The organism is Natrarchaeobius oligotrophus (assembly GCF_003841465.1).
GTDB classification, from domain to species: domain Archaea; phylum Halobacteriota; class Halobacteria; order Halobacteriales; family Natrialbaceae; genus Natrarchaeobius; species Natrarchaeobius oligotrophus.
Genome location: NZ_REFZ01000001.1, coordinates 520386 through 542562, shown reverse-complemented (window position 1 = coordinate 542562; position 22177 = coordinate 520386). Strand labels below are relative to the sequence as shown.

Here is a 22177-nt window from a genome sequence, read left to right as displayed (position 1 = left end):
ATATATTCCGTGTGGACGTATCGACGCGACCGATTATCGCCGAATACCGGACCGACGCGTCAGGACGACGACGCCGAAGAGTACCGCGAGCGCGGCCATTCCGGCCCCGAAGCCCGGAACCGTGTCCGATTCGCCGACGGTTTCAGTCGTCGCTTCGTCGCTAGCGGTCGCTTCGCCGCCGTCGTCGGTGACCGTCTCGTCGACGGACCCGGACGCCCCTCCGTCGTCGGTCGGGGACGTTTCGCCGCCGTCGACGATCCCTGTCCCGTCGTCGCTCTCCGGCGTCTCTCCACCGCCGGTGGCGGTCTCGTCGTCGGTTGGCGGCGTCTGACCGCCCGCCGAACCGGACGGCGAGCCGCCGGACGAGCCGGTCGCGTCCTCGTCGATCTCGAACGCCACGGCGTGCGTCGCTTCGTTGCCCGCCTCGTCGGAGACCCACAGTCGGACGTCGTAGTCGCTCCCGTCCTCGACGGCGAACGCGTGTTCGACGGCCGACGAAGTGATCGACGTGTTCTCGTGGTGCGTCCGATCGTCACCGTCGACCTCGAGGCGAACGGAGCCCACGTCGATGCCCGAGCGTGGATCGTCGTACTCGAGGCGGAGCTGGACGGTTTCGGTGCCGGCGTCGAACGTCTGCCCGTCGACGGGTGCGTCTGCCGTGATCGTCGGCGGTTCGTCGTCGATCACGATCGCTCCGTACGTCGAGAAGCCGTACACGTCGGCGACGAGCGTCGGATCGGTGGCCGGACCCGTGACGGTCGACTCGACGGGGTCCCAGCTAGCGTCCTGCTCGTCGTAGTGGTAGAAGCCGACGTCGTCCGCCGCGTATCCGTCGGCGAGTTCGCCCTCGTCGATCGGCATCGAGATCGTCGCCCCCTCGACCGTTCCGTCCTCGAACCACGAGTCGACGAGATCGTCGAGTTCCGCCGACAGGAACCCGACGCCGAGTTCCCCGCTGTCCAGATTCGCGTTGACCGCGCTCTCGGAGAACGCGAGGAACAGATCGTCGGACGTCACCGCCTGGTCGGCGACGTGGAAGTCGATCGTCGTTCCGGTTTCCTCGATCGTGATCGTCTCGTCCGCGAGCGAGAATCCGGTGTAGACGACCGCCGACGCGTCGTCCTCACCGACGTTCCCGGCCAGATCCGTGGCGGTGGCCGTGACGCTGTAGTTCCCCGACTCGTCGAACTCGATCGTTCCGGTGTACGTCGTCGCACCCGCTCCGGCGGGATCCATCGTCACCGCTGCGGACTCGGACGAACCGCCGTCGCCCGTAAACGTCGCTTTCACCTCGGGAACGCCGGCGAGTGGCTCGTCGCTTTCGACGACGACCGTCGCGTCGTCACCGGTGACGTCCTCGATGCTGACCGCCAGCGACGGCTCCTCGCGGTCGATCACGAGCGTTCGGTCCGCCTCGAGCGATCCCGCCGTATCGGATTCGTCGAGAGCGAGTGCGGAGATGGCGTACGCGCCGTCGTCGGGCAGCTCCTCGAGCGGGACCGACGCCGACCACGCGTCCCCGGCCTCGCGGCCCGCATCGACCTCGACGAGATAGTTCGTCTCGAGGGAGTCGACGAACACGCTCACGTCCTGCACCGGGAGGTCGGACTCGACCGCCACCTCGACGGCGGCGGTTTCGTTCGCGTATTCCAGGCCGGAATCGAGACCGCTCGAGCGTCCCCGGACGTCGACGGCGGTGATCTCGACGCTCGGTTCGCCAACGGTGAGCGTTCCGGCGGGCGTCTCTCCGAGAAAGAGGTCGTACGAACCAGCCTGACCCGTCTCGAACGTCGCAGAGAGGTTGATCGCGCCGAGGTGGTAGACGTTCGGACGCAGCGTACGGTCCTCGCTCGCGTTGAGCGTGACGGTCTCGTCGGACCCCTGTCGGGTCGCGGTCAACGCGACGTCCTCGGGTCCGTCGATAGTCCCGGCCTGATAGATGCTGCCGACGACGTGGAAGGGCTCGCCTTCGACGACCTCGTCTTGCGATACGGAGGCGGCGATCACCCGAATGTCCGATTCCGCGGCGACCACCTCGATCTCGCCGGCGTCGCGATCGCCGAGGATGAGGTCGTACGTGCCGGGCTCGAGGATGTCGTCGAAGCTCGCCGAGAGGTTGATCGCGCCGAGGTGGTAGAATCCGGGTGAGAGCTCGACGCCTTCCGAGACGTTGAGCCGGTGCGTCTCACCGCCGTCCTGGTGGGTCGCGTTGAGCGAGACGTCTTCGGGACCGTCGACGGTTCCAGCCTGGTAGATGCTGCCGACGACGTGGAACGACTCGCCCTGGACGACCTCGCTTTGCGATGCGGAGGCGGCGATCACCCGAATGTCCGACTCGGCGGCGACCACCTCGATCTCGCCGACGTCGTGATCGCCCAGCGTGAGCGTGTAGGTACCCGGATCGTCGATCGCGAACGAGATGTTGATCGCGCCGAGGTGGTAGAAGCCGGGTGCGAGCTCGACGTCTTCCGCAACGCCGAGTTCGATCGGCTCGCCGTCCCCGTTTTCGAGCGTCGCGGTCAACGCGACGTCCTCGGGTCCGTCGATAGTCCCGGCCTGGTAGATGCTGCCGACGACGTGGAACGACTCGCCCTGGACGACCTCGTCTTGCGATGCGGAGGCGGCGATCACCTGAACGTCCGAGTAGGCTTCGATCACCTCGATCTCGCCGGCGGATCGATCGCCGAGCTCGAGATCGTAGGTGCCCGGCCCGAGTTCCTCGTCGAAGCTCGCCGAGAGGTTGATCGCGCCGAGGTGGTAGAAGCCGGGTGCGAGTTCGACGTCTTCCGAGACGTTGAGCGTGACGGTCTCGTTAGTCCCCTGTCGGGTCGCGTCGAGCGAGACGTCTTCGGGACCGTCGATGGTGCCGGCCTGGTAGATGCTGCCGACGACGTGGAACGACTCGCCCTGGACGACCTCGCTTTGCGATGCGGAGGCGGCGATCACCCGAATGTCCGACTCGGCGGCGACCACCTCGATCTCGCCGACGTCGTGATCGCCCAGCGTGAGCGTGTAGGTACCCGGATCGTCGATCACGAACGAGATGTTGATCGCGCCGAGGTGGTAGAAGCCGGGTGCGAGCTCGACGTCTTCCGCAACGCCGAGTTCGATCGGCTCGCCGTCCCCGTTTTCGAGCGTCGCGGTCAACGGGATGTCCTCGCTGAACGAGCCGCCGCCGTTGGCCGTCCCGTTCTGGTAGATGCTGCCGGTGACGTACAACTCCTCGCCTTCGAGCACCTCGATCTCCGAGACCGAGGCCGCGATCACCCGAATGTCGGACGGCGACTCTTCGACGCCGATCGTTCCGATCTCGTGGTCGCCGAGCGTGACGTCGTACGTTCCGGCGTCGAACCGATCCGAGTCGAATTCGGCGGAGAGGTTGACCGCGCCGAGGTGGTAGAAGCCGGGCTCGAGCTCGACGCCCGTCGAGACGTTGAGCGTGTGCACCTCCTCGCTATCGGTCGGTGAGACGTTCAGTGCGATGTCCTCCGGTCCGGCGACGGTCCCGGCCTGATAGATGCTGCCGGTCACGTAGATCGACTCTCCCCGCGTGACGTTCATCTCCGAGAGGGACCCGGCGATCACCTGAACGTCCGAGTAGGCTTCGACCACCTCGATCTCGCCGACGCCGCGATCGCCGAGCGAGAGGTCGTACGTACCAGGCTTCGGATCACCGGATTCGACTTCGGCGGGATCGAACGAGGCCGAGAGGTTGATCGCACCGAGGTGATAGAACCCCGGTTGCAGCGAGACCTCGTCGCTCGTGGTAAGAACGACCTCTTCGCCGTCCTGGTGGGTCGCGTTGAGCGAGACGTCTTCGGGACCGTCGATGGTGCCGGCCTGGAAGATGCTGCCGACGACGTGGAACGACTCGTCCTGGACGACCTCGCTTTGCGATGCGGAGGCGGCGATCACCTGAACGTCCGAGTAGGCCTCGATCACCTCGATCTCGCCGGCGGTTCGATCGCCGAGCTCGAGATCGTACGTGCCGGGCTCGAGGGTGTCGTCGAAGCTCGCCGAGAGGTTGATCGCGCCGAGGTGGTAGAAGCCGGGTGCGAGCTCGACGTCTTCCGAGACGTTGAGCCGGTGCGTCTCACCGCCGTCCTGGTGAGTCGCGTTGAGCGAGACGTCTTCGGGGCCGTCGATGGTTCCGGCCTGATAAATGCTGCCGACGACGTGGAACGGCTCGCCCTGAACGATCTCGCTTTGCGATGCGGAGGCGGCGACCACCTGGATGTCCGACTCGGCGGCGATCACCTCGATCTCGCCGACGTCGTGATCGCCGAGGGTGAGGTCGTACGCGCCGGGCTCGAGGGTGTCGTCGAAGCTCGCCGAGAGGTTGATCGCGCCGAGGTGGTAGAAGCCGGGTGAGAGCTCGACGCCTTCCGAGACGTTGAGCCGGTGCGTCTCACCGTCGTCCTGGTGGGTCGCGTTGAGCGAGACGTCTTCGGGACCGTCGACGGTGCCGGCCTGGTAGATGCTGCCGACGACGTGGAACGACTCGCCCTGGACGACCTCGCTTTGCGATGCGGAGGCGGCGATCACCTGAACGTCCGAGTAGGCTTCGATCACCTCGATCTCGCCGGCGGATCGATCGCCGAGCTCGAGATCGTAGGTTCCCGACTCGAGTTTCTCGTCGAAGCTCGCCGAGAGGTTGATCGCGCCGAGGTAGTAGAAGCCGGGTGCGAGCTCGACGTCTTCCGAGACGTTGAGCCGGTGCGTCTCACCGCCGTCCTGGTGAGTCGCGTTGAGCGAGACGTCTTCGGGACCGTCGATGGTGCCAGCCTGGTAGATGCTGCCGACGACGTGGAACGTCTCGCCCTGGACGATCTCGTCTTGCGATGCGGAGGCGGCGATCACCTGAACGTCCGAGTAGGCTTCGATCACCTCGATCTCGCCGGCGGATCGATCGCCGAGCTCGAGATCGTAGGTGCCCGGCCCGAGTTCCTCGTCGAAGCTCGCCGAGAGGTTGATCGCGCCGAGGTGGTAGAAGCCGGGCGCGAGCCCGACGTCTTCCGAGACGTTGAGCCGGTGCGTCTCACCGCCGTCCTGGTGAGTCGCGTTGAGCGAGACGTCTTCGGGACCGTCGATGGTGCCAGCCTGATAGATGCTGCCGACGACGTGGAACGACTCGCCCTGGACGACCTCGACTTTCGAAGCCGAGGCGGCGATCACCTGGACGTCGGAGTACTGGTTCTCGAGCGGCAACGTCTCGACGATCAGATCGTTGAGCCTGATCGTGACGTTGTCGCTGTTTTCCCCCTCGGGGAGCTGGGATGCGGTCGGCGTCCACTCGAACGCCACTGCATCGCGGCTGATTCCAGGATCGGCCGCGATCGTCTCGTTCTCGAGGGGGACGTCACCGACGCGTTCGCCCTCGATGCGCAACTCGACCGTTACGTCGCCGCTGACGTCGCCGCTGTTGTACAGGTTGGCGCTAATCGCGGCCGGCTCGTCGACCAGCAGTCGGGACTGGTTCACGCTGGCTCCGAAGATCGTGACGTCGGCGCTCTCGAGAACGGTGACGGTTCCGGCGTCGACGCCGTCGATAGACACCGCGAACGTTCCCGCTTTTTCGAACGCGTGCGTGAACTCGACTTCCGTCTCCACCTCTGGCACGTCGTCGCTTCCGACCGTCTCCGTGTCCACGACGTCACCGTCGACCTCGAGGCCAACGACGTGGTGACCGACCTCGCCCGTTTCGACCACGGCTGTCACCGTTACGCTCTCACCGGTTTGGACCTCGTTGCGATCGAGAGTCACCTCGGTGACGTTCAGATTCGTCCCGTCACGTGCGCTTACCGTGACGGTATCCGTATCGAGCGGTTCAAACTCGACGCGTGGCTCTTCGTACTCGGATTCCGCGGTTCCATCGACGGACGACCGCACACTTCCGTCGCCTTCCAGCGGATTCGAGTCCCAGATCATAGCCACGATCTCGTCGTTCGCGCTTATTCCGCCCACGTCTTCGACGTCGATCGCGAGTGATCCGCCCGTTTCGACGGTCGCGACCACGACGTCCTCGAGCTGTGCGTCCTCCCTGCCGGCGAGAATCGTCGCGTTTTCGTCGGTGGTGTTCTCGAACGCGTAGGCGACCGTAAACTCCGTCTGATCCTCGACGATCGGATCCTCGAGTTCGATCGTTCCCGATGGTTGCGCCTCGACGTCGGCTTCGACCTCGAACGTGACCGAGCGATAGACGTCGTCCGTGTCGTCGTCCGTGTCGTCGCGAACCGTTACGTACGCCTCGTAACTACCGGGTACGTCGAGCGAGCCAACGTCGAAGGCGAAGGTGTCCGACTCTCCCTGAAGCTCTCTGTCGTCGATCGTCTCGTCGAAAAGCACCGCTCCGTCCCCGAGCGCGTACACCACCAGCGTCAACTGGACCTCGAGACCGTCGGTTTCGACGCCGGCCACCTCTTCGACCGTGACTGTAATTTGGCCGTACTCGTGGCCGACCTCTCCATCCGGGAACTGCTCTTCGAAGGTTCCGATCTCGAGTATCGGAGACTCGGGTTCGTCGGTTATTTCCCCTGTGGCTTGTCCCACCGCAGCGAACGGGATCAGCACTGATCCGACCAGCAGGAGCGAAAAAAGGACTGCAAAGAGCTGTATTCGTACTTGTACGTTTTGGCCCCGCGTATACATAATCCGCTAAATACAGTTGGCGTCGATAAAGTCGCGCTAACCGAACGGTCACTGGGCAGGTAACTGCGGGGTAACCTACCCCTCGAGCTCGGTGAGTCGATCCTCCGCCCGGAGATAGGCGTCGGCCCTTGCCAGGCGCTCGGGCGGGTAAATCGTCTCGAGAAACGAGAGTTTTGCAGCCAGGGCCGCGCGTTCGCGCTGATCGGCGGTCCCACCCCGTCGATCAAGCTGGCCGTCGATCGTCTCGAGGACCGTCTCGCGGACGATCGGTTTCCGGAGGACGTCATCGCAGCCCAGCTCGAGCAGGTCCACGCCGGGACGGTCGCCGACGAGGAGGATCGTCCGGGCCGTTTCCCCCACCGCCTCGAGGATTGCACCGGTGTCGACGCCGGGGACCCCATCGTCCAAGAGGACGACGTCGACGTCGCCCGCGAGGTGCGTCTCGAGTTCGTCACCGTCGTGCGCACGCAAGACGGCGTACCGGTCGGCTATCCAGTCGCCGTACAGCTCGGTGAGTCGCCGGTCTGCGTCCGCGACCAAGACCGTTGGCGTCGCCGATCCGAGGTGTCGCCTCCCCCACGTCGTGAGCGACGTGAAGATCGGTCGCATGTCGTCTCCAGCGTTCGTCAGTTCGTACTCCACTCGAAGCGGTGACTCGCTGACGACGTGCCGTTCGACGAGTCCAGCGTCGGAGAGCGCCTCGAGTGAATCCGTGAGCACCTTTCCGGAGACGTCGGGAATCGCCTCCAGAAGGTCGTTGAAGCCCATCGGACCGTGGCGGGTGAGGACGACGATAACGACGGGGTGCCACTTCTTCGAGAGCAACGAGAGAACGTCGAGCGCAACGTGGTCGTCCGGCGAGAGGGCGTCGTCGTGGCGGATCATGGCGATCATTTTCGGTGAATTCACATAACTATTGACGGCGCGTCGGTAACACCGACCGTTGTCCCCGTTCACGTCACGACCGCGGTCGGCGGGAGATCGATCAGTACTTCGCGTCGAACGAAACCGAATCGGTTACACGAACTGAGCTCGTCGTCCACCACGTGCCGACACGAGGCGAAAGTGGAAGGCCTGTCGTCGAGACCGACGTCGAACTACTGCTCGTCGAGGATCACCACGACGACGCGCGGTTCGTCGAGCGACTGATACGCGAACGACAGTCCGATCTCGCCCGAGAGGGAACTTCGGAGCCCATCGAGATCCGAGAGATCCATCACGTCGACCGGCTCGTCGCCGCACTCGAGCGGGTGGAGACGGCTCCGCCGGACGTCATTCTCCTCGATCTCATGCTCCCGGACAGCCGCGGACTCGAGACGGTCGAACGCCTCGTCGAGCACGCACCGGACGTTCCGATCGTCGTGTTGACCGGCCAAAACGAGACGGACACCGGTGTGGACGCTATTCAACGCGGCGCGCAGGATTACCTCTCTAAAGGGACGGTCACCGGCGAGACGATTTTGCGCACGCTCCGATACGCTCTCGAGCGGTCGCGAAACCAGCGCACACTCGTCGATCGCAATCATCGACTCGCGCTGTTGAACCGCATCGTCAGACAGGACATCAGAAACGACGTGAGCATGATCGTCGGGTTGGCCGATCAGCTTCGAGGTCGCGTCGATCCACACGACGAACGCGCTGTCGAGATGCTCCTGGACGCGGCCCAGCACGCCGTCGATCTCACCGACACGGCGGCAGCGGTGATCGACGTCATCTCGGCTTCCGACGTCGAACGAGAGCCCGTCGACCTGTACGCCGTCCTCGACGCGAAAGTGAGGGAACTCCGCCGCGAACGCGACGTCGAGATCGCCGTCGATCGACGCGACGACGTGGAGGGTCCGGTGATCGTACACGCCTCTCCCATGCTCGGGCTGGTGTTCGAACACCTCCTCGCGAACGCCGTCGACCACTCCGACCGATCAACGCCGCACGTGGTGGTCGTCGATGCGACTGCCGAAGACGTGATCGTCGAAATCGCGGACGACGGCGTCGACGTCCCCGACGCCCAGAAGCGATCGCTCGTCCAACCGAGCGCCTGCTTCGACGGCCGGTCGGGGATGGGCGTCGAACTGTACCTGGTGACGATCCTGCTCGAGTCGTTCGACGCCACCCTCAAGGTCGAAGGCAACTACCCGAACGGAACGCGAACGAGAGTCACGCTCGTCCGCGCGGACGCCGTTTCCGACTGACGAAGTCGTCTTGCAAGCGGTGTCGGCCGCCTACGAATCGCAAGAGCCGCCCGACCCGGATCTGAGCCACCGAAGACGGTCTCATCCGCTTCGCTCGTGATCGTGCGTCTCCCGTCGTTCAAATTCGATCGGATTCCACATTCGGGGCTCGCGAGTTTGCTCCCCCAGAAGTATGGGCCGACTCGGATTTGAACCGAGAGCCTCCACCTTATCAGAGTGGCGCTCAACCTGATTGAGCTATCGGCCCGCTTCGCATCCTCCAGTTGCCGGGTGGTAGGTTTAAGCGTTTCTTTCCGACGATGGCGTGCGAACCGCTACCGAGCGAACCGATCGTCGTCGGTTTCGTCGGAATCTCCCGACCGACTCGAGTCGCCGTCGGTACCGAAATCGATCGTGTAGGAGTCGCTGTCGCCGTCGACGGTGTAGGCGTCGTCGCCGAGATCGTACGTCTCTCCGCTGCTCGATCCGGAACCAGCGGACGTCCCGGCCGGCTGTCCCTCGTCGGGGAAGCCGTAGGTCCAGACGACACCGCTCGCGAGCCCGTTTGTCTTTTTGTCCGCGTAGGGGACGATCACGTAGCGTTTGAGGCCGGCGCGGATGGGAATTCGGGTGAGCGGAACCACGAGCAGAAAACCGATGACGTCGGTGACCAGCCCGGGCGTGAGCAGGAACGCTCCGGCGGCGATCAAAAGCGCGCCGTCGACGAGCTGGTTCGTCGGCGGCGTCCCCTCCGCGAGCGATCGCTGTATCTTCCTGAGCGTTCGTCTCCCCTCGGCGCGGACGAGCAACATGCCGACCAGTCCGGTCAGCACGACGAGCAAGACCATCCCGACCCAGCCGATCACGTCGGTCTGGCTCACGACGATCGCGAGGATCACCGCGTCGAGAAACGGGATGAGCAACAGCGCGAAGATCCACCGGAGCATGGCAGGATATAGCCGACCGATGGTGAAAACCCTTTACTCTCGTCGCTCGAGCCGACGGCCGCGAGCGAAGGGCTTACGCTCCCCACTCACCACGATCCGACTATGACCGATCGAACGCGCGTCGAGTGGCGCGAGTGGGGTCAGGACGCCTTCGACGAGGCGTCGGTGGCCGACGTTCCCGTCTTGCTCTCGCTCACGGCGACGTGGTGTGAACACTGTCACGCGATGGACGACGAAACCTACGCGGAGCCGCGGATCGCGGCGAACGTCAACGACAGCTTCGTTCCGGTGCGCGTCGACGTCGACCGCCACCCTCGCGTTCGCGACCGGTACAACATGGGCGGATTTCCGTCGACGGTCTTTCTCGCGCCGAACGGGCGCGTTCTCACCGGAGCGGGCTATCTCGGTCCTGACGGCATGCGCCAGGTGCTCGACAGCGTGCGGACCATGTGGCAGACGAAGGGACCCGGCGCAGCCAGGGTTCCCCGATCGCTTCGGGAGGACGATCCGCCCGCCGGCGAGCTGACGGCCGACGTCGAGGCGGCGATGCTGGGACAGCTGACCGAGACGTACGACGAGGTCGCCGGTGGCTGGGGCGGGAGTCCGAAGTTCCCGCTTCCAGACGCGCTCGAGTTCGCGCTCAAGCGGGATCGAGAGATGGCACTGCGGTCGTTCGACGCCGTCGGCGCGAACCTGCTGGACGAGTACGACGGCGGCTTCTATCGCTTTGCGACCGAGCGCGACTGGGCCGGACTCCAGCACGAGAAGCTGCTCGACTCGAACGCGGCGCTCGTGCGGGCGTTCGCGAACGCCTACCTCCACACCGGTCGCGACGCGTACCGCGAACCCGCCGAGCGGACGATCGAGTACCTGACGACGACGCTCTGGAACGACGAAGTCGACGCGTTCGCGAACAGCCAGGCACCGGGGGAGGACGCGGCCCACGGCCTCGACGCGACCGACCGGGCGGCCGCCGCGCAGCCGCCGGTCGACGACGTCGTCCTCGCCGGGCCGAACGCGCTCGCGATCGAGGGGCTGTGTACCTACTACGCCTACACCGACGACGAACGCGCCCGTCGGTACGCCGAACGCGCGCTCGAGACGCTGCGCACCGACCTCCTCGAAGGTGGAGTGGTTGCCCACGCACACGACGGAACGCTCGAGGGCGACGTCGGCTCGTCGAACGGGGACGATCGCAGAGATGCCGACGCCGACGGCTCGGATTCGTCGGAGCCGCCCTGTCTGCTCGCGAACCAGGCGCGGGTTCTCGCCGCCCTGACCGCCGCCGCGAGCACGCTCGGGCGCGAACCGCTCGCGGACGCGACTTCGGTCGCCGACGCGACGATCGAGCGCCTTCGAGACGGCGACTCGTTCGTCGACGGACCGGAACGCGGCGTTGGCCTCCTCGAGCGCCCCCTGCGACCGCTGGACTCGAACGTCGCGTTCGCGGACGCGCTGATCGATCTGGCGGCGCTCACGGGAACCGACCGTTATCGAATCGTCGCGCGCGAGACGCTCGCGGACTTCGCCGGAGCGAGCGACCGTCTCGGCGTTCAGGTCGCGCGGTACGCGACGGCGACCGCCAGACTGCTCGGGGGACCGCTCGTGGTTCGCGTCGGCGACGAGCCGGGGTCGGATCTCCACCGCGGCGCGCTACGGATCGCGGATCACGAGAAGGTCGTCGTACCCGAGGCGATCGACGACGTCGAGCCGGGAACGGCCCTGATCGAGCGCGGCGACCGGCGCTCGGACCCGGCCAAAACTCCGGAGCAGTTGAGCCAGCGACTTCAGTCCGTTCTCGAGTGATTTCGGCCCTCTTCCGTGACAACTGTACGGACGATCAAACTACCACAGCGTTTATGTTTCTCCGGTCGCTTCGTTCGCGTATGGCCAGTCTCAGGGACCTCGGGCTCTCGGAGTACGAAGCTCGAGCGTATCGAGCGCTGCTGAACACCGGGCCCACAACGGCCAAGGAGTTGTCCCGCGCGAGCGACGTTCCGATGGGACGGATCTACGACGTGCTCAACAGCATCGAACAGTACAACCTCGTCCGGAGCCAGACCGCGAGTCGACCGAAGAAGTACGTCGCCGTCGAGCCCGCGACCGCGCTGGATCGCCTCCTCGACGACAAGCGACGCGAGCTCGAGGAGAAGGCCGAACAGTACGAGGCGATCGTCGACGACCTCTCGGACGAACTCGACGCGGCCGATCCGATCGAAGAGCAGTTCTGGACCGCCGCCGTCGGTCCCGAGGAGACGGTCGACCTCCTGTTAGAGCGACTCGCGGCCGCCGACGACCACATCGTAATGGTCGCCGCGGATCCGGTTCCCGAACGGGACATGCAGACCGTAAGCGAGGCCGTCACCGCTCAACTCGAGGACGCGCTCGACCGCGGCGTCTCGGTCGACGTGTTGATGACCCGGGACATGGTGGCGTCCCTCTCGGAGAAGGTCGGCGAGCGCTACCGGGCGGTGCTCCAGGCGCGCGACGACTTCGACGTCCGGACGAACGACGACGTGACTGGCTCGTTCAACCTCATCGACGACGCGGAAGTGTGTATCCAGGTACCGAACCCGCTCTCGTCGGGCGACGCGTTCGGCATGATCGACCTCAAGGATCCGGAGTTCGCCGCGAGCGTTCACGAGGAGTTCGTTCCCCGGTGGGAGGATGCGGAGTCGTTGGAATTTTAATACGTCCAGTAGTTATTTACCATTGCTATTCTTCTAAAAGTCTCTGGATAGACTGAGAACTGCTTTCTGAATTTCTATTATAAACCGATTGGTAGTCGATTCTATGTTTCTGAGAAGCCGCTGTTTTACGTTGATCGGACCTCGGTATGGCTTTTATTCACCCGTGGCTGCGACTAGAGCACTCCGTCTTTCGATCGAGTGTTGAGAATATCGATTTTCTAGTGAGCTTGTAAATTCTCCCTCGCAAACCCTTTAATCAGCAGCATTATTTATTCGTGGGTATTATGAGTTCCCATGGATAGTAAGAATTCCCACTCTGGGGCCACAGTATCGATTTCAGTTCCGGTCAGACGTCCAGAGGCATTTAATCGAAAAGCGACAGCAGATGTTCTCGCTGTGTTGGCTGATTCACCGTGGGCGGCCTACGGTATTCGGGAGCTAGGCCGGATTATCGACACTTCCCACAAAAACGTCTCTGCAGCAGTAGAGGACTTGGAGGGTCTAGACCTCGTCGAGACTGCTTACGAAGGCCCAAAACGAGTTGTGAGTGTTAATACTGATCGGCTCAATAAACCCGAGGATCCCGTTCTTTCTATCCCTCAACCAGATTTTCATGTACCTGTCCGGGAGTTGATGGCTGAGCTCACTGCGGCAATAGACGATATCTGTGGCATCGTTATCTTCGGGAGTGTCGCTCGTGGAGTGGCTGATCGGAAAAGCGACATCGATTGTTTTGTGCTCGTTGAGGGAAACCAAGCGACGGCACAAAAAATTGCTCACGAGACTGTCGATGATCTTCGTGATCAGCGCTACGATGGGGATCGGTATAGTTTCCAGGTACTCGTTGAGTCGGTCGACACCGCCTATCAGTACGGGGACCGACTTCACGAAATCTTTGCTGAGGGGATTACGCTTCAGGACTCTCCGAAGCTTCGAGAGATCAAAGATGAGGTATTAACCGATGGACAATAGTTACGTCGACGAATCATTATCGGCCGCTGAAGACGCATTTCGAGATACACGTGGGCAAAACGTAGAAGCTGGGCTTGATACGCGAGATGAAACTACAGTTCAGCTTCGAAAGGCCTGCCGATTGCTCACAGCGGCTCGAACACTGCAGGAACAGAATGGCTACTACACCGTTGTCATTGAAGCATCGTTTGTCGCCATTGAAAGAAGCATTCAGGCGTTCCTATTGGAGCGAGGATATGCAGAGCCCGAAGATCTTCGATATGGCCACACAGAAGTATACAAGAGGGCTGCAGCGGTCAACTTATTCAGTCCTGAATTCGGGGACCGGTTAGCCGAGCACTGGGCTCAAAATTGAGCAGACGTGTACTACCGGGAAGCTCCTGCCAGTGAAGAACAAGCAGAAGCAATGCTCACCGTTGCAGCTGACATTCACCAATACGTTCTGGATTTTGCATCCTTGTCCAGAGAATGTTCCTGTGAATGGTAATATCGCATCAATTACTTTAGCCGGTGGGATTAGTGTACGTTTATTTTCCGACCGTTCAGTACTAAGCGATCGTGATGGCAGCGATTCCTGTAGTCATATCGAAACAACTGGCTAACAATCTGATAAAGATTATATCAAGAATATGTATTGATCTAATAGAATGAACAATAGTACGATAATCGATACAGTATCAGGTATCTACAAAATAGCTTTCTAGTGGCTCTCCATTGTCCGTGATAACAAAAAACTGGAATGAGTTCGTTGGATCGCCATTACCAGCCAGCCTTGATTCGACAAAGTCTCTTCTCACATCCAAGGTGTCCACACTGTCATTTGAACTCACTTCTATTTTAAAATCAGACGATTGTGTGAATGTGTAAAAAATAAAAGTGGATATATCAATATCAGCTGATTTCGAGTGGATGGATTCAGAATCGACCAGAAGTTCACTTTCAACTGATTTTGATGATGAGTCTTCTGAAATGATATATACATTATGAATCAGATTTCCGGTACCCACTTTGGTCGCAACTGCAGGAGTGGTACTACTTGGGGGTTCGAGATCTGTCTCGGTGTAAGGTGGCTCTCCGATCGTTGATGGATCACCTAGCCGTGATTCGGCTAGTTCATTCAAATCGACTTCTGAAACGTCTATTTCAGAATCATCTGACATTGAACAACCGGCTCCAAATGCGCCACCTGCAAGAGGGATCGATTTTAAGTAGGCTCTTCTGTGCATAAAATAGCGTGTTGGTCACACGTTAAATACTTTATACTATGGGTTCACTGTACTCGAGTCCGGCGACGTCATCGCTGTCGAGGTGGACCGTTACGTTGTTGATGTGGGTGCCAGAGACGGTATCCGTGATTCTCCTTCGATCGTTCCAGTCTCCGTCGGGTTGAACACGGTCTCAGAGCCGTGGTCGTCTGCAGTTGCAAGACCGAGTTCGGCTTCGCCACGATCGCTTTCAGATGGAAGCGACTATTTCACAGGGAAATACGCTCTGGGGGTGCGTATTACTGCTCGCCGTCGACTTCTTCGCGCAGCGTCTCCATCTCGACGACGCGTTCGGCGTGGGCGTTGTGCTGGTGGATCGACTCGTCGTTCGACTGTTTCATCGTGATCACGGCGTCGTCGGGCAGGTGATCGAACTCCGAGACGACGTCCTCAGCCATCGAGCGCACGCAGTCTTCGACGAACTTGGCGTCGGCGTGGGCCTCGTAGGTCATGTGGTCCTCGTCGGGGCGCTTGGCGAGATTGTAGATTCGCGCGCTCATCGCGTCGCGGGCGACGTCGATGACGTCGTTGAGGTCGACGTCCGGGTCGCCGCTGGCTTCGACCGTGAGCGTGGCGTGACCGCGCTGGGAGTGGCCCGGCTGTGGGACCTCATCCAGAAACTCGGTGATTGTTTCTTCCTCGACGCCCAGTTCCTCGAGCGTCTGCTTTGCCCGCGCGGCCGACATCCCCTGTGAGCACGGACAGACCGTCATCCCCGTGACGGTCGCGCCGATCTCCTCGCGGGTACCCTCGTCGGTCGCCGTCGCAGAGGCGACGATGTCGACGGTGTGTTGGGTCTCGCGGTCGGTCGCCGGCGTCTCCTCGCGGCGCATGAACTCGGCGGCCATCGAGACCTCGGCTCTCGAGGTGTACTCGTGTTTGCCGAGCAGCCGCTCGGCGGCCTCGCCGCAGACCTCCTCGACGCGGTAGGCCTCCTCGCGGGTCGCGTCCTCGAGGATTTCGTCGATGACCTCCATATTTCGGCTCATGTCGGCGCCTTTGCGCCAGGCCGGGAGGTCGACGAACACCTCGAACTCGGCGGTGAACACGAGCGGGCGCTTGCCGTCGCGGGCGATCTTGACGAGTTTCTCGACGCCGGTGACGCCGACTTGGCTCAGGCCGACGGTGACGTCGGGCGACGTCGCCTGCACGTCCGGAAGCTGGTGACTCATTGCCAGTACTGAGGCCAGCGCCCGATTATGCCTTTCGGAAACGGTGGCTCCGGCGGTTCGCGACGACGCCCCGATCCGTCGCGTCGTGGGGTCAGCCGCAGTAGTCGACGATCGTCGACGCGTACACCTTCGTCGCCTCGAGCAACTGATCGATCGGAACGCGTTCGTCGGGGCCGTGAGCACCCATCAGGACGTTCCCCGGTCCGAAGCTGACGGCGTCGACGCCACACTCGCGCTGAACGTACGCGTTGTCACAGACCGCCTTGAATCCGGAGTAGATCGGTTCCGAACCGGTCACCGACGTAATCGCGTTACCCAGCGTCCGACAGGCCGGGTGATCGCGGGGCGTTTCGAACGGCGGCCAGTCGACGTGTTCTTTCCAGGACGTTTCGATCGGATGGTCCCGCAGCCAGTCACTCGTCGTCGCGACGCTCTCGACCGCGTCGTTGATCTCGCCCCACAGGCGATCGACGTCGGCGCCCGGCGGATAGAACACGTGTCCCTCGATCGTCGCCGATCCGGGAAGCGACGCGACGTACTCGCCCGCCCGAATAATGCTGCAGTTGATGCCGATCGGCCCGAGCCCCTGCCGGTCGGTCGGAACGGGCGTTCCGCCGCCGCCGTACACGCCGGCGTCGTAGCGCATGTTCCACTGGTGTTCGAGCTTCCGGAGTTTCTCGAGCACCTCGGTCAGGTGGATCGACGCGTCGACGCCGACGGCCGATCCCTGTGGGAGACCGCGGCGCTGTGGATACCTGGTGAGGTTCTTCTGGGAGGTGTGGATCTCCTTGCCGGGTATCTCGATCCGGAAGTCGAACGTACCGGCGCTCTCGACGTGGACTTCGTTGCTCGTCGGCTCGCCGTTTATACAAAACGGATCCTCGAGGCCCATCTCGAGCAACGCGTTGGTCGCGGGGATCGAACCGTACTGCTGTTCGTTGAGCTCCTCGCCGACGACGATGCTCAGCGTGAGGTCGCCGCGAAGCTCGACGTCCGACTCCATGACGGCCTTGATCGCCCATATCATCGCGGTGTTCGGCCCCTTCATGTCGTTCGCGCCACGGCCGTAGACGAGACCGTCGTCGACGACTGCGTCCCACGGATCGGTCGTCCACCGGCGTTCGGCCTCATCGCTGACGTCGACCACGTCGGAGTGGCCGTTGAAGAGCAATGCCGGACCCTCCCCGCTCCCGGCGAGGTAACCGTTGACGTTCGGCCGATCGGAATCGGGCGAGACGTCGACGATCGAGACGTCGTCCCACGCCATCTCGTCTCTGAAAAACGGTTCGACGTGAGTTCGCTGCACCGCGCGTTCGTCCCCCGTCGGCGACCGGTAGCCGATGTACTCGACGAGGAAGTCGATCAGTTCCTCCTCGTGTTCGTCGATCCACGTTTCGATCTCGTCGTTCACCTTCAGTTGTCGGAAATAAAACTATATAATTATACGCGTTATTCTTCCCCTGCACGAGCGGGTCGATCGTCGTTCGTTTACGTGCCTCTGGTCACAAGGTGTAGATACGACGGGATCGTGCGAGTTCTCGCGGTCGTCGACTCTCGCCGTGAGCGGTGCGCTTCGACGAGCGGCCGTCGCATCGAGTTCGAATACGACGACCGGTTTGCGACCTTCGAGTAGCGGTCGCGGGTCGAGGACGCGTCGATCCACCGGCGGTCGGACAGCGAACCGTATTTACGACGCTCTCGAGTAGACGGGCGTATGTCCGCCGGGGTCGGTTTCGCGCTGTTCCTGCTGGCCGCCGGCGTCGTTGCCCTCTACGCCGGTGCCGAGTTGCTGGTCGCCGGCGCCGGCCGGCTCGCGGTCGGAATCGGACTTCGGGCGGCGACCGTCGGCGTCACGGTGATCGCGTTCGCGACGACCGCGCCGGAACTCTTCGTCGCGACGATCGGTGCGCTCGACGTGTCGACGGACATCGGCCTGGGAGCCGTTCTCGGCTCGAACGTCGCGAACATCGGGCTGGTGCTCGGTCTGGCCGCGCTCATCAGGCCGCTCTCGGTGAGCGAGACGGTCATGCGCCGGCACGTTCCGTTCATGGTGTTCGCGGCCATCCTGCTCGTCGTTCTCGGTGCCGACGGAACGATCGGTCGACTCGAGGGGACGATCTTTCTACTGGTGCTGGCCGGCTTCACGGCGTATCTGCTGTACTACGTCGGTGCGGATCCGGCACCGGCGGTCGACGAACCGGAGGCGGACGAGGGGGTCGACGCCCGCGATATCGCCCTCGTTCTCGGGGGACTGGTCACGCTGGTCGTCGGGTCGCGGTGGCTCGTCTCCGGGGGCACGACGCTGCTGTCGGCGCTCGGCTTTTCGGATCTGTTCGTCGGCCTCACGGTCCTGGCGCTTGGCACCTCGCTGCCGGAGCTGGCCGCGTCGGTCGTCGGCGCGCTTCGCGACGAGACCGCGTTCGCGATCGGAAACGTCGTCGGCTCGAACATCTACAACGTTCTCGCCGTGCTGGGCATCGTGTCGCTGATCACGCCGATTTCGGTCTCCCCCGAGACGCTCCGGTTCGAGTTCCCGGTTCTGCTCGCGTTCACCCTGGTGCTGGTGGGAATGATGGCCCACGGACGACGGCTCTCGAAACTCGACGGGGCGGTGCTGATCGTCGGCTACGTCGTCTTCGTCTATCTGCTGTTTCCCTGATGTCTTCCACACGGCGAAAGCCGTGGGCTTTCGCCCGTATTCCCGTAACGCGACGCGCTCGAGTCCGACCTCGTTTACATCGGTAGCAGCGACGTCTGCTCGCCGCCGCCGTGTAACCGATCGAGTCGCGGCCCGACGTGCTCTCGCACGAGCCGGACGAGCGCGTTCTCCTCACCGGTTCCGGTGATGGCTGTCACGCGTCGGTCGCCGCGCGACTCGTCGATCGTCACGACCATCGCGCGCTGGCGGTCGGCGAAGACGACCCGACCGTGGTGGATGTTCTCGACGGGAACGTTGATCCAGTCGAACTGGGGCTTGCAGACGGTCGCGTCCGGAACGGTCGCTCGAACGGTGTCCCGGAGTCGTGGCGAGTGCGATCCAACGTAGATGTCGACGCCCCGCTCGGCGGCCGCGCGCCACCGCTCGAGACAGCCGGGCTGGAACACGTCGTCGTCGGGGGCCATGACGAACAGTTCCTCGTCGGCGTCGTCGACGATCTCCTGGCTGTGTGCGACGACGTTCACCGCACCGTCGATCGTGCGGCATTCGGTCTCGCCGACGCTCGGGGGAACGCCGTTCGTCCTCCGGCCGACGCCGCCGCCGGCGGATCGGTCGCCGGACTCGTCGAGCGCCGGTCGAAGCTGCTTGGCGACCGAACCGAGCGGGCTATCGAGCAGCCAGTCGGCTCGCCACTGTGGCGCGGCGGGGTCGATCGCCGCCGTTTCGTCGTCGCGGTCGTACTCGAGGACGCCGGCGTTCGCGAGCGCCGGCAGGTGCCGATGTGCGAGCGTCGTCGCCACGGCGCGACAGTCCGTCTCGGAGACGTCGACGAGTCGCGTGTCCGCGTCGGCTTCGGTCGCAGCCACCATCGCAGCCAGGTCCACGACGGGAACGGCGTCGCGTCGCTTCGCGAGCGCGGCGCACGTGGTTCGGCCGCGAGGCGGTCGGAGCGAATCGAGCGTCCGGTTCAGCACCCCCTCTTCGCGAATCGATCCCCCCGTCGGATCCGCGAGAAGCGTCCGAACCCACCCGATTTCGAGCAGCGGGTGATCCTCGAGCGCGACCGTGATCCCGTCGCCGCCGGGTTCACACGCGAGGAGTCCCCGCTCTTCGAGCCGGGGAAGGTGTGCGTGAACGAGCGAGACGCGCGTTTGGCTCCACTGATCGTCGGTGACGATCGGATGGCCGTGGTGGGCGCTCGCGACGTCGGTCGTGAGTTCGTCGATCGACGTCGACTCGACGTCCGTTCGCGAGTCGGTCGACTCCGCCCGCTCGAGCAACGCGCTCACCAACTGTCTCCGGACGGGTGATGAGAGGACGTCGAACGCGACGGTCGTACTCGATTCGTCGCCGGGGGGAGAACTCATTACACGTTAGAGATGATCGCGCGGTGTAAGAACTGTACCAGCGCTGTCTGGTACCAGCCGGTGGTACCCGGAGTTAGCCGCCGTCCGGCGGCGACACGCTCGAGTTCGGTTCCGCGTCGAAAAACGCCGTAAAGAGCTTCGCCTGGGCGACCCGGAGGTGCTGGTGGAACGTCTGTCGCGCGATGCCGAGGCGATCCGCGAGGTCGCCGGCGTCGGTGTTTCTCGTCGGCCACTCGAAGTAGCCGGCGTAGTAGGCCGCGGCGAGCGCCTGTCGCTGTTTGGTCGTCAGTCGCTTTTCGACGGACCGTCGGAAGTCGCCGGACGTCTCGACCGGTCGATCGACCGATCGCTTCGACCGCAGCGCCGTCTCCGGGTACGTTTCCGTGATCGCGTCGACGAGGCCGCGAACCTCCCCGCCGGGACTGAGCTGGACGACGATTTCCGAGTCGCCGCGGTCGACGACGTGCGAGTGCAGTCGCGCGCCGTGATCCGCGAGTAATCCGGGGATGGTCGGTCCGGAGACGACGAGTTCCAGGTGACTCTCGTCGTCCACCACTTCGATCGAACGGAACTCCCGAATCGCCTCGTGTTCGCGGGCGAGCTCGTCGACGCGCTCCGGATCGCACCCCGAGGCGGTGACGTAGTAGACGAACTCCTCGTCGGTCAGCGAAAGCACGTTGTCGACCGTCAGCCGACAGTTCGCTCGGCTCGAGAGATCGATGCAGACGTCGCTTCTGTCGGTCGATTCGAACTCGAGTTCGACCACCGTGTCGGTGTAGAGCAGTCTGCGGACCTCCATCGCGTTGATGGCGTGGCCGACCGTACCGCCGAACTCCCGCAACACTTCCCGCTCTCGATCGGCGAAAGCCGCGGACTCGACGGCGGCGATCAGGAGCACGCCGAACGTCCGGTCGCTGGCGGCGATCGGAACCACGGCGACGGATCCGTACCCGCGTTCGCGGGCGTCGGTCCGCCACCGATCGACGGGGCTGTCGTGAAGCGATCGGTACCGCCGAACCGCGCCCGTTTCGATCGGCGGCGGATCCGGACCGTCGTCGGGCGGGTCGACGAAGGACGCGAGTTCGTCGAGGGCGCTCGAGTCGATCCCCGCCCACGCCCTCGGCGTCCAGATCGATCGATCCACCGCCGTTGCGGTCTCCGTTCGACCGTCGGCGACGCTCGCGTCCGTCCGCCCGATGACCGCGAACCGGTAGGCGTCCGATGCGACGAACGCGTCGACGACTGCGGTTTCGACCTCCGCGCGCGTCTCGGCCGTCACCATCGTCTCGTCGATGGTTCGGACGACCGCGTTGAGTCGCTCGAGCCGCTCGAGTTCGCGTTCGCGCGCCTTTCGATCGCTGACGTCGCGTCCGACCCCGGTAAATCCGAGCACGTCGCCGTTCGGATCGACGATCCGTGCGCTGTTGAACTCGTAGGGGATTCGATCCCCCTCCGCGGTGAGCAGGTCCGCTTCCGCGGTGACGAACTCGTCGTCGCCCAGCAACCGCTGTACGCTCGCGGCGAACCGACCGCGGTGATCGGGTGCGATGAACTCGAGGGGGTTCATCTCGGCCAGTTTCCCGTCCGAGTACCCCGTCACCTCGGCGACGCGGTCGTTCCACTCGAGGAAGTTCCCGTTCGCGTCGAACGCGTAGACGATGTCCGGCTGCGCTTCGAAGACGCTCTCGGCGAACGCCTTCTCGGCGCGAAGTTCGCGTCGGCGCTCTCGCTGTTCGGTGCGGTCGTGGACGAACCACCCGTACCCCCGTATCTCGCCGTCTGAACCGTCCGAATCGTCCTGCACGTCTTCGTTCCGAATGGGAACGATCACCTCGACGACCCACAGCCGACGACCATCGCGACGGACGCGCCACCCCTCGTCTTCGGCCCGACCGTCCGCTCGCGCGCGCTCGAGCAGCCGTTCGGGACGATCCGACGCCCGAACGTGTTTGGGAAAGAACGTCCGGTAGTGCTCGCCGACGATTTCGCTCTCGTCGTATCCGGTAAGCCGGTTTGCGCTCTCGTTCCACGCCGCGACGCGGCCGTCCGAATCGAGCACGGCGACGGCGTACTCGGGTAACAGCCCGACCAGATTTCGAACGTCGAACGTGACGTCGGCCAGCGGCCCGTTTTCCCCCGCGTTGGTACACCCCCCGTCCGGCCCGTTACCGTCCGACGGCGATCCGGCCATCAATACCACCATTATCTATCATTATGTATGGCTCCGGGGGAGGGAATAGTCGGCCGTAGCTCTCGCCACGTGTTTATGGGATCGAAACCACTTCTCGA

The 22177-nt window shown here is 63.5% G+C and carries 14 protein-coding genes and 1 tRNA gene; 6 read left to right on the top strand and 9 right to left on the bottom strand.

Translation table 11 applies throughout. The annotated features are described in order from the left end of the window. Window positions 1-33 precede the first annotated feature (33 nt). Both EA472_RS02700 and EA472_RS02695 read right to left on the bottom strand, forming a co-directional pair. Window positions 34-6549, bottom strand: coding sequence for a hypothetical protein (locus EA472_RS02700; protein ID WP_124189955.1), 6516 nt, complete (start codon window positions 6547-6549; stop codon window positions 34-36). A gap of 174 nt (window positions 6550-6723) precedes the next feature. Further along, window positions 6724-7533, bottom strand: coding sequence for a winged helix-turn-helix transcriptional regulator (locus EA472_RS02695; protein ID WP_124189954.1), 810 nt, complete (start codon window positions 7531-7533; stop codon window positions 6724-6726). A gap of 161 nt (window positions 7534-7694) precedes the next feature. On the opposite strand from EA472_RS02695, the gene EA472_RS02690 reads away from it, so the two are divergent. Then, the gene (locus EA472_RS02690; protein WP_124189953.1) at window positions 7695-8837 is read left to right on the top strand and encodes an ATP-binding response regulator; all 1143 of its coding nucleotides are present in this window, start codon (window positions 7695-7697) and stop codon (window positions 8835-8837) included. 173 nt (window positions 8838-9010) lie between these two features. Here EA472_RS02690 and EA472_RS02685 read toward each other — a convergent pair. Beyond that, window positions 9011-9084: transfer RNA gene (locus EA472_RS02685), tRNA-Ile, on the bottom strand. Between the two features lie 67 nt (window positions 9085-9151). Continuing rightward, window positions 9152-9763 carry an FxsA family protein gene (locus tag EA472_RS02680; protein WP_124189952.1) on the bottom strand — a complete coding sequence of 204 codons (612 nt, stop codon included), beginning with the start codon at window positions 9761-9763 and terminating at the stop codon, window positions 9152-9154. 102 nt (window positions 9764-9865) lie between these two features. Here EA472_RS02680 and EA472_RS02675 point away from each other — a divergent pair, with 102 nt between their 5' ends. The 4 genes from EA472_RS02675 to EA472_RS02660 all read left to right on the top strand — a co-directional run bounded on the left by EA472_RS02675 (window position 9866) and on the right by EA472_RS02660 (window position 13780). Next, window positions 9866-11569 carry a DUF255 domain-containing protein gene (locus tag EA472_RS02675; protein ID WP_124189951.1) on the top strand — a complete coding sequence of 568 codons (1704 nt, stop codon included), beginning with the start codon at window positions 9866-9868 and terminating at the stop codon, window positions 11567-11569. Between the two features lie 80 nt (window positions 11570-11649). After that, window positions 11650-12453 (top strand): TrmB family transcriptional regulator, encoded by an 804-nt coding sequence (locus EA472_RS02670; protein ID WP_124189950.1) that lies wholly within the window; start codon window positions 11650-11652, stop codon window positions 12451-12453. A gap of 294 nt (window positions 12454-12747) precedes the next feature. Further along, window positions 12748-13425, top strand: coding sequence for a nucleotidyltransferase domain-containing protein (locus EA472_RS02665; RefSeq protein WP_124189949.1), 678 nt, complete (start codon window positions 12748-12750; stop codon window positions 13423-13425). Further along, window positions 13415-13780 (top strand): hypothetical protein, encoded by a 366-nt coding sequence (locus tag EA472_RS02660; RefSeq protein WP_124189948.1) that lies wholly within the window; start codon window positions 13415-13417, stop codon window positions 13778-13780. Before EA472_RS02665 ends, EA472_RS02660 begins: the two co-directional genes overlap by 11 nt. Window positions 13781-14102: 322 nt before the next feature. Here EA472_RS02660 and EA472_RS02655 read toward each other — a convergent pair whose 3' ends face one another. The 3 genes from EA472_RS02655 to EA472_RS02645 form a co-directional block, all read right to left on the bottom strand. Beyond that, window positions 14103-14651, bottom strand: a complete 549-nt coding sequence (locus EA472_RS02655; RefSeq protein ID WP_124189947.1) for a hypothetical protein — start codon at window positions 14649-14651, stop codon at window positions 14103-14105. A 278-nt stretch (window positions 14652-14929) separates the two neighbouring features. Continuing rightward, window positions 14930-15862, bottom strand: a complete 933-nt coding sequence (mptA, locus tag EA472_RS02650) for a GTP cyclohydrolase MptA (protein WP_124189946.1) — start codon at window positions 15860-15862, stop codon at window positions 14930-14932. A 91-nt stretch (window positions 15863-15953) separates the two neighbouring features. Then, on the bottom strand, window positions 15954-17273 hold the full coding sequence (locus EA472_RS02645; protein WP_243637753.1) for a M20 family metallopeptidase: 1320 nt from the start codon (window positions 17271-17273) through the stop codon (window positions 15954-15956). Window positions 17274-17576: 303 nt separating this feature from the next. Between EA472_RS02645 and EA472_RS02640 the strand changes: the two genes are divergently transcribed. After that, window positions 17577-18521: a calcium/sodium antiporter gene (locus tag EA472_RS02640; protein WP_124189944.1), complete on the top strand. Its 945-nt coding sequence runs from the start codon at window positions 17577-17579 to the stop codon at window positions 18519-18521. Window positions 18522-18595: 74 nt separating this feature from the next. Here the strand turns inward: EA472_RS02640 and EA472_RS02635 are convergent, their stop codons facing one another. Both EA472_RS02635 and EA472_RS02630 read right to left on the bottom strand, forming a co-directional pair. Beyond that, entirely contained in the window at window positions 18596-19888 is a 1293-nt protein-coding gene (locus EA472_RS02635) for a DUF7344 domain-containing protein (RefSeq protein ID WP_124189943.1), read from the bottom strand. A 73-nt stretch (window positions 19889-19961) separates the two neighbouring features. After that, window positions 19962-22079, bottom strand: coding sequence for a bacterio-opsin activator domain-containing protein (locus EA472_RS02630; RefSeq protein WP_124189942.1), 2118 nt, complete (start codon window positions 22077-22079; stop codon window positions 19962-19964). Window positions 22080-22177 lie beyond the last annotated feature (98 nt).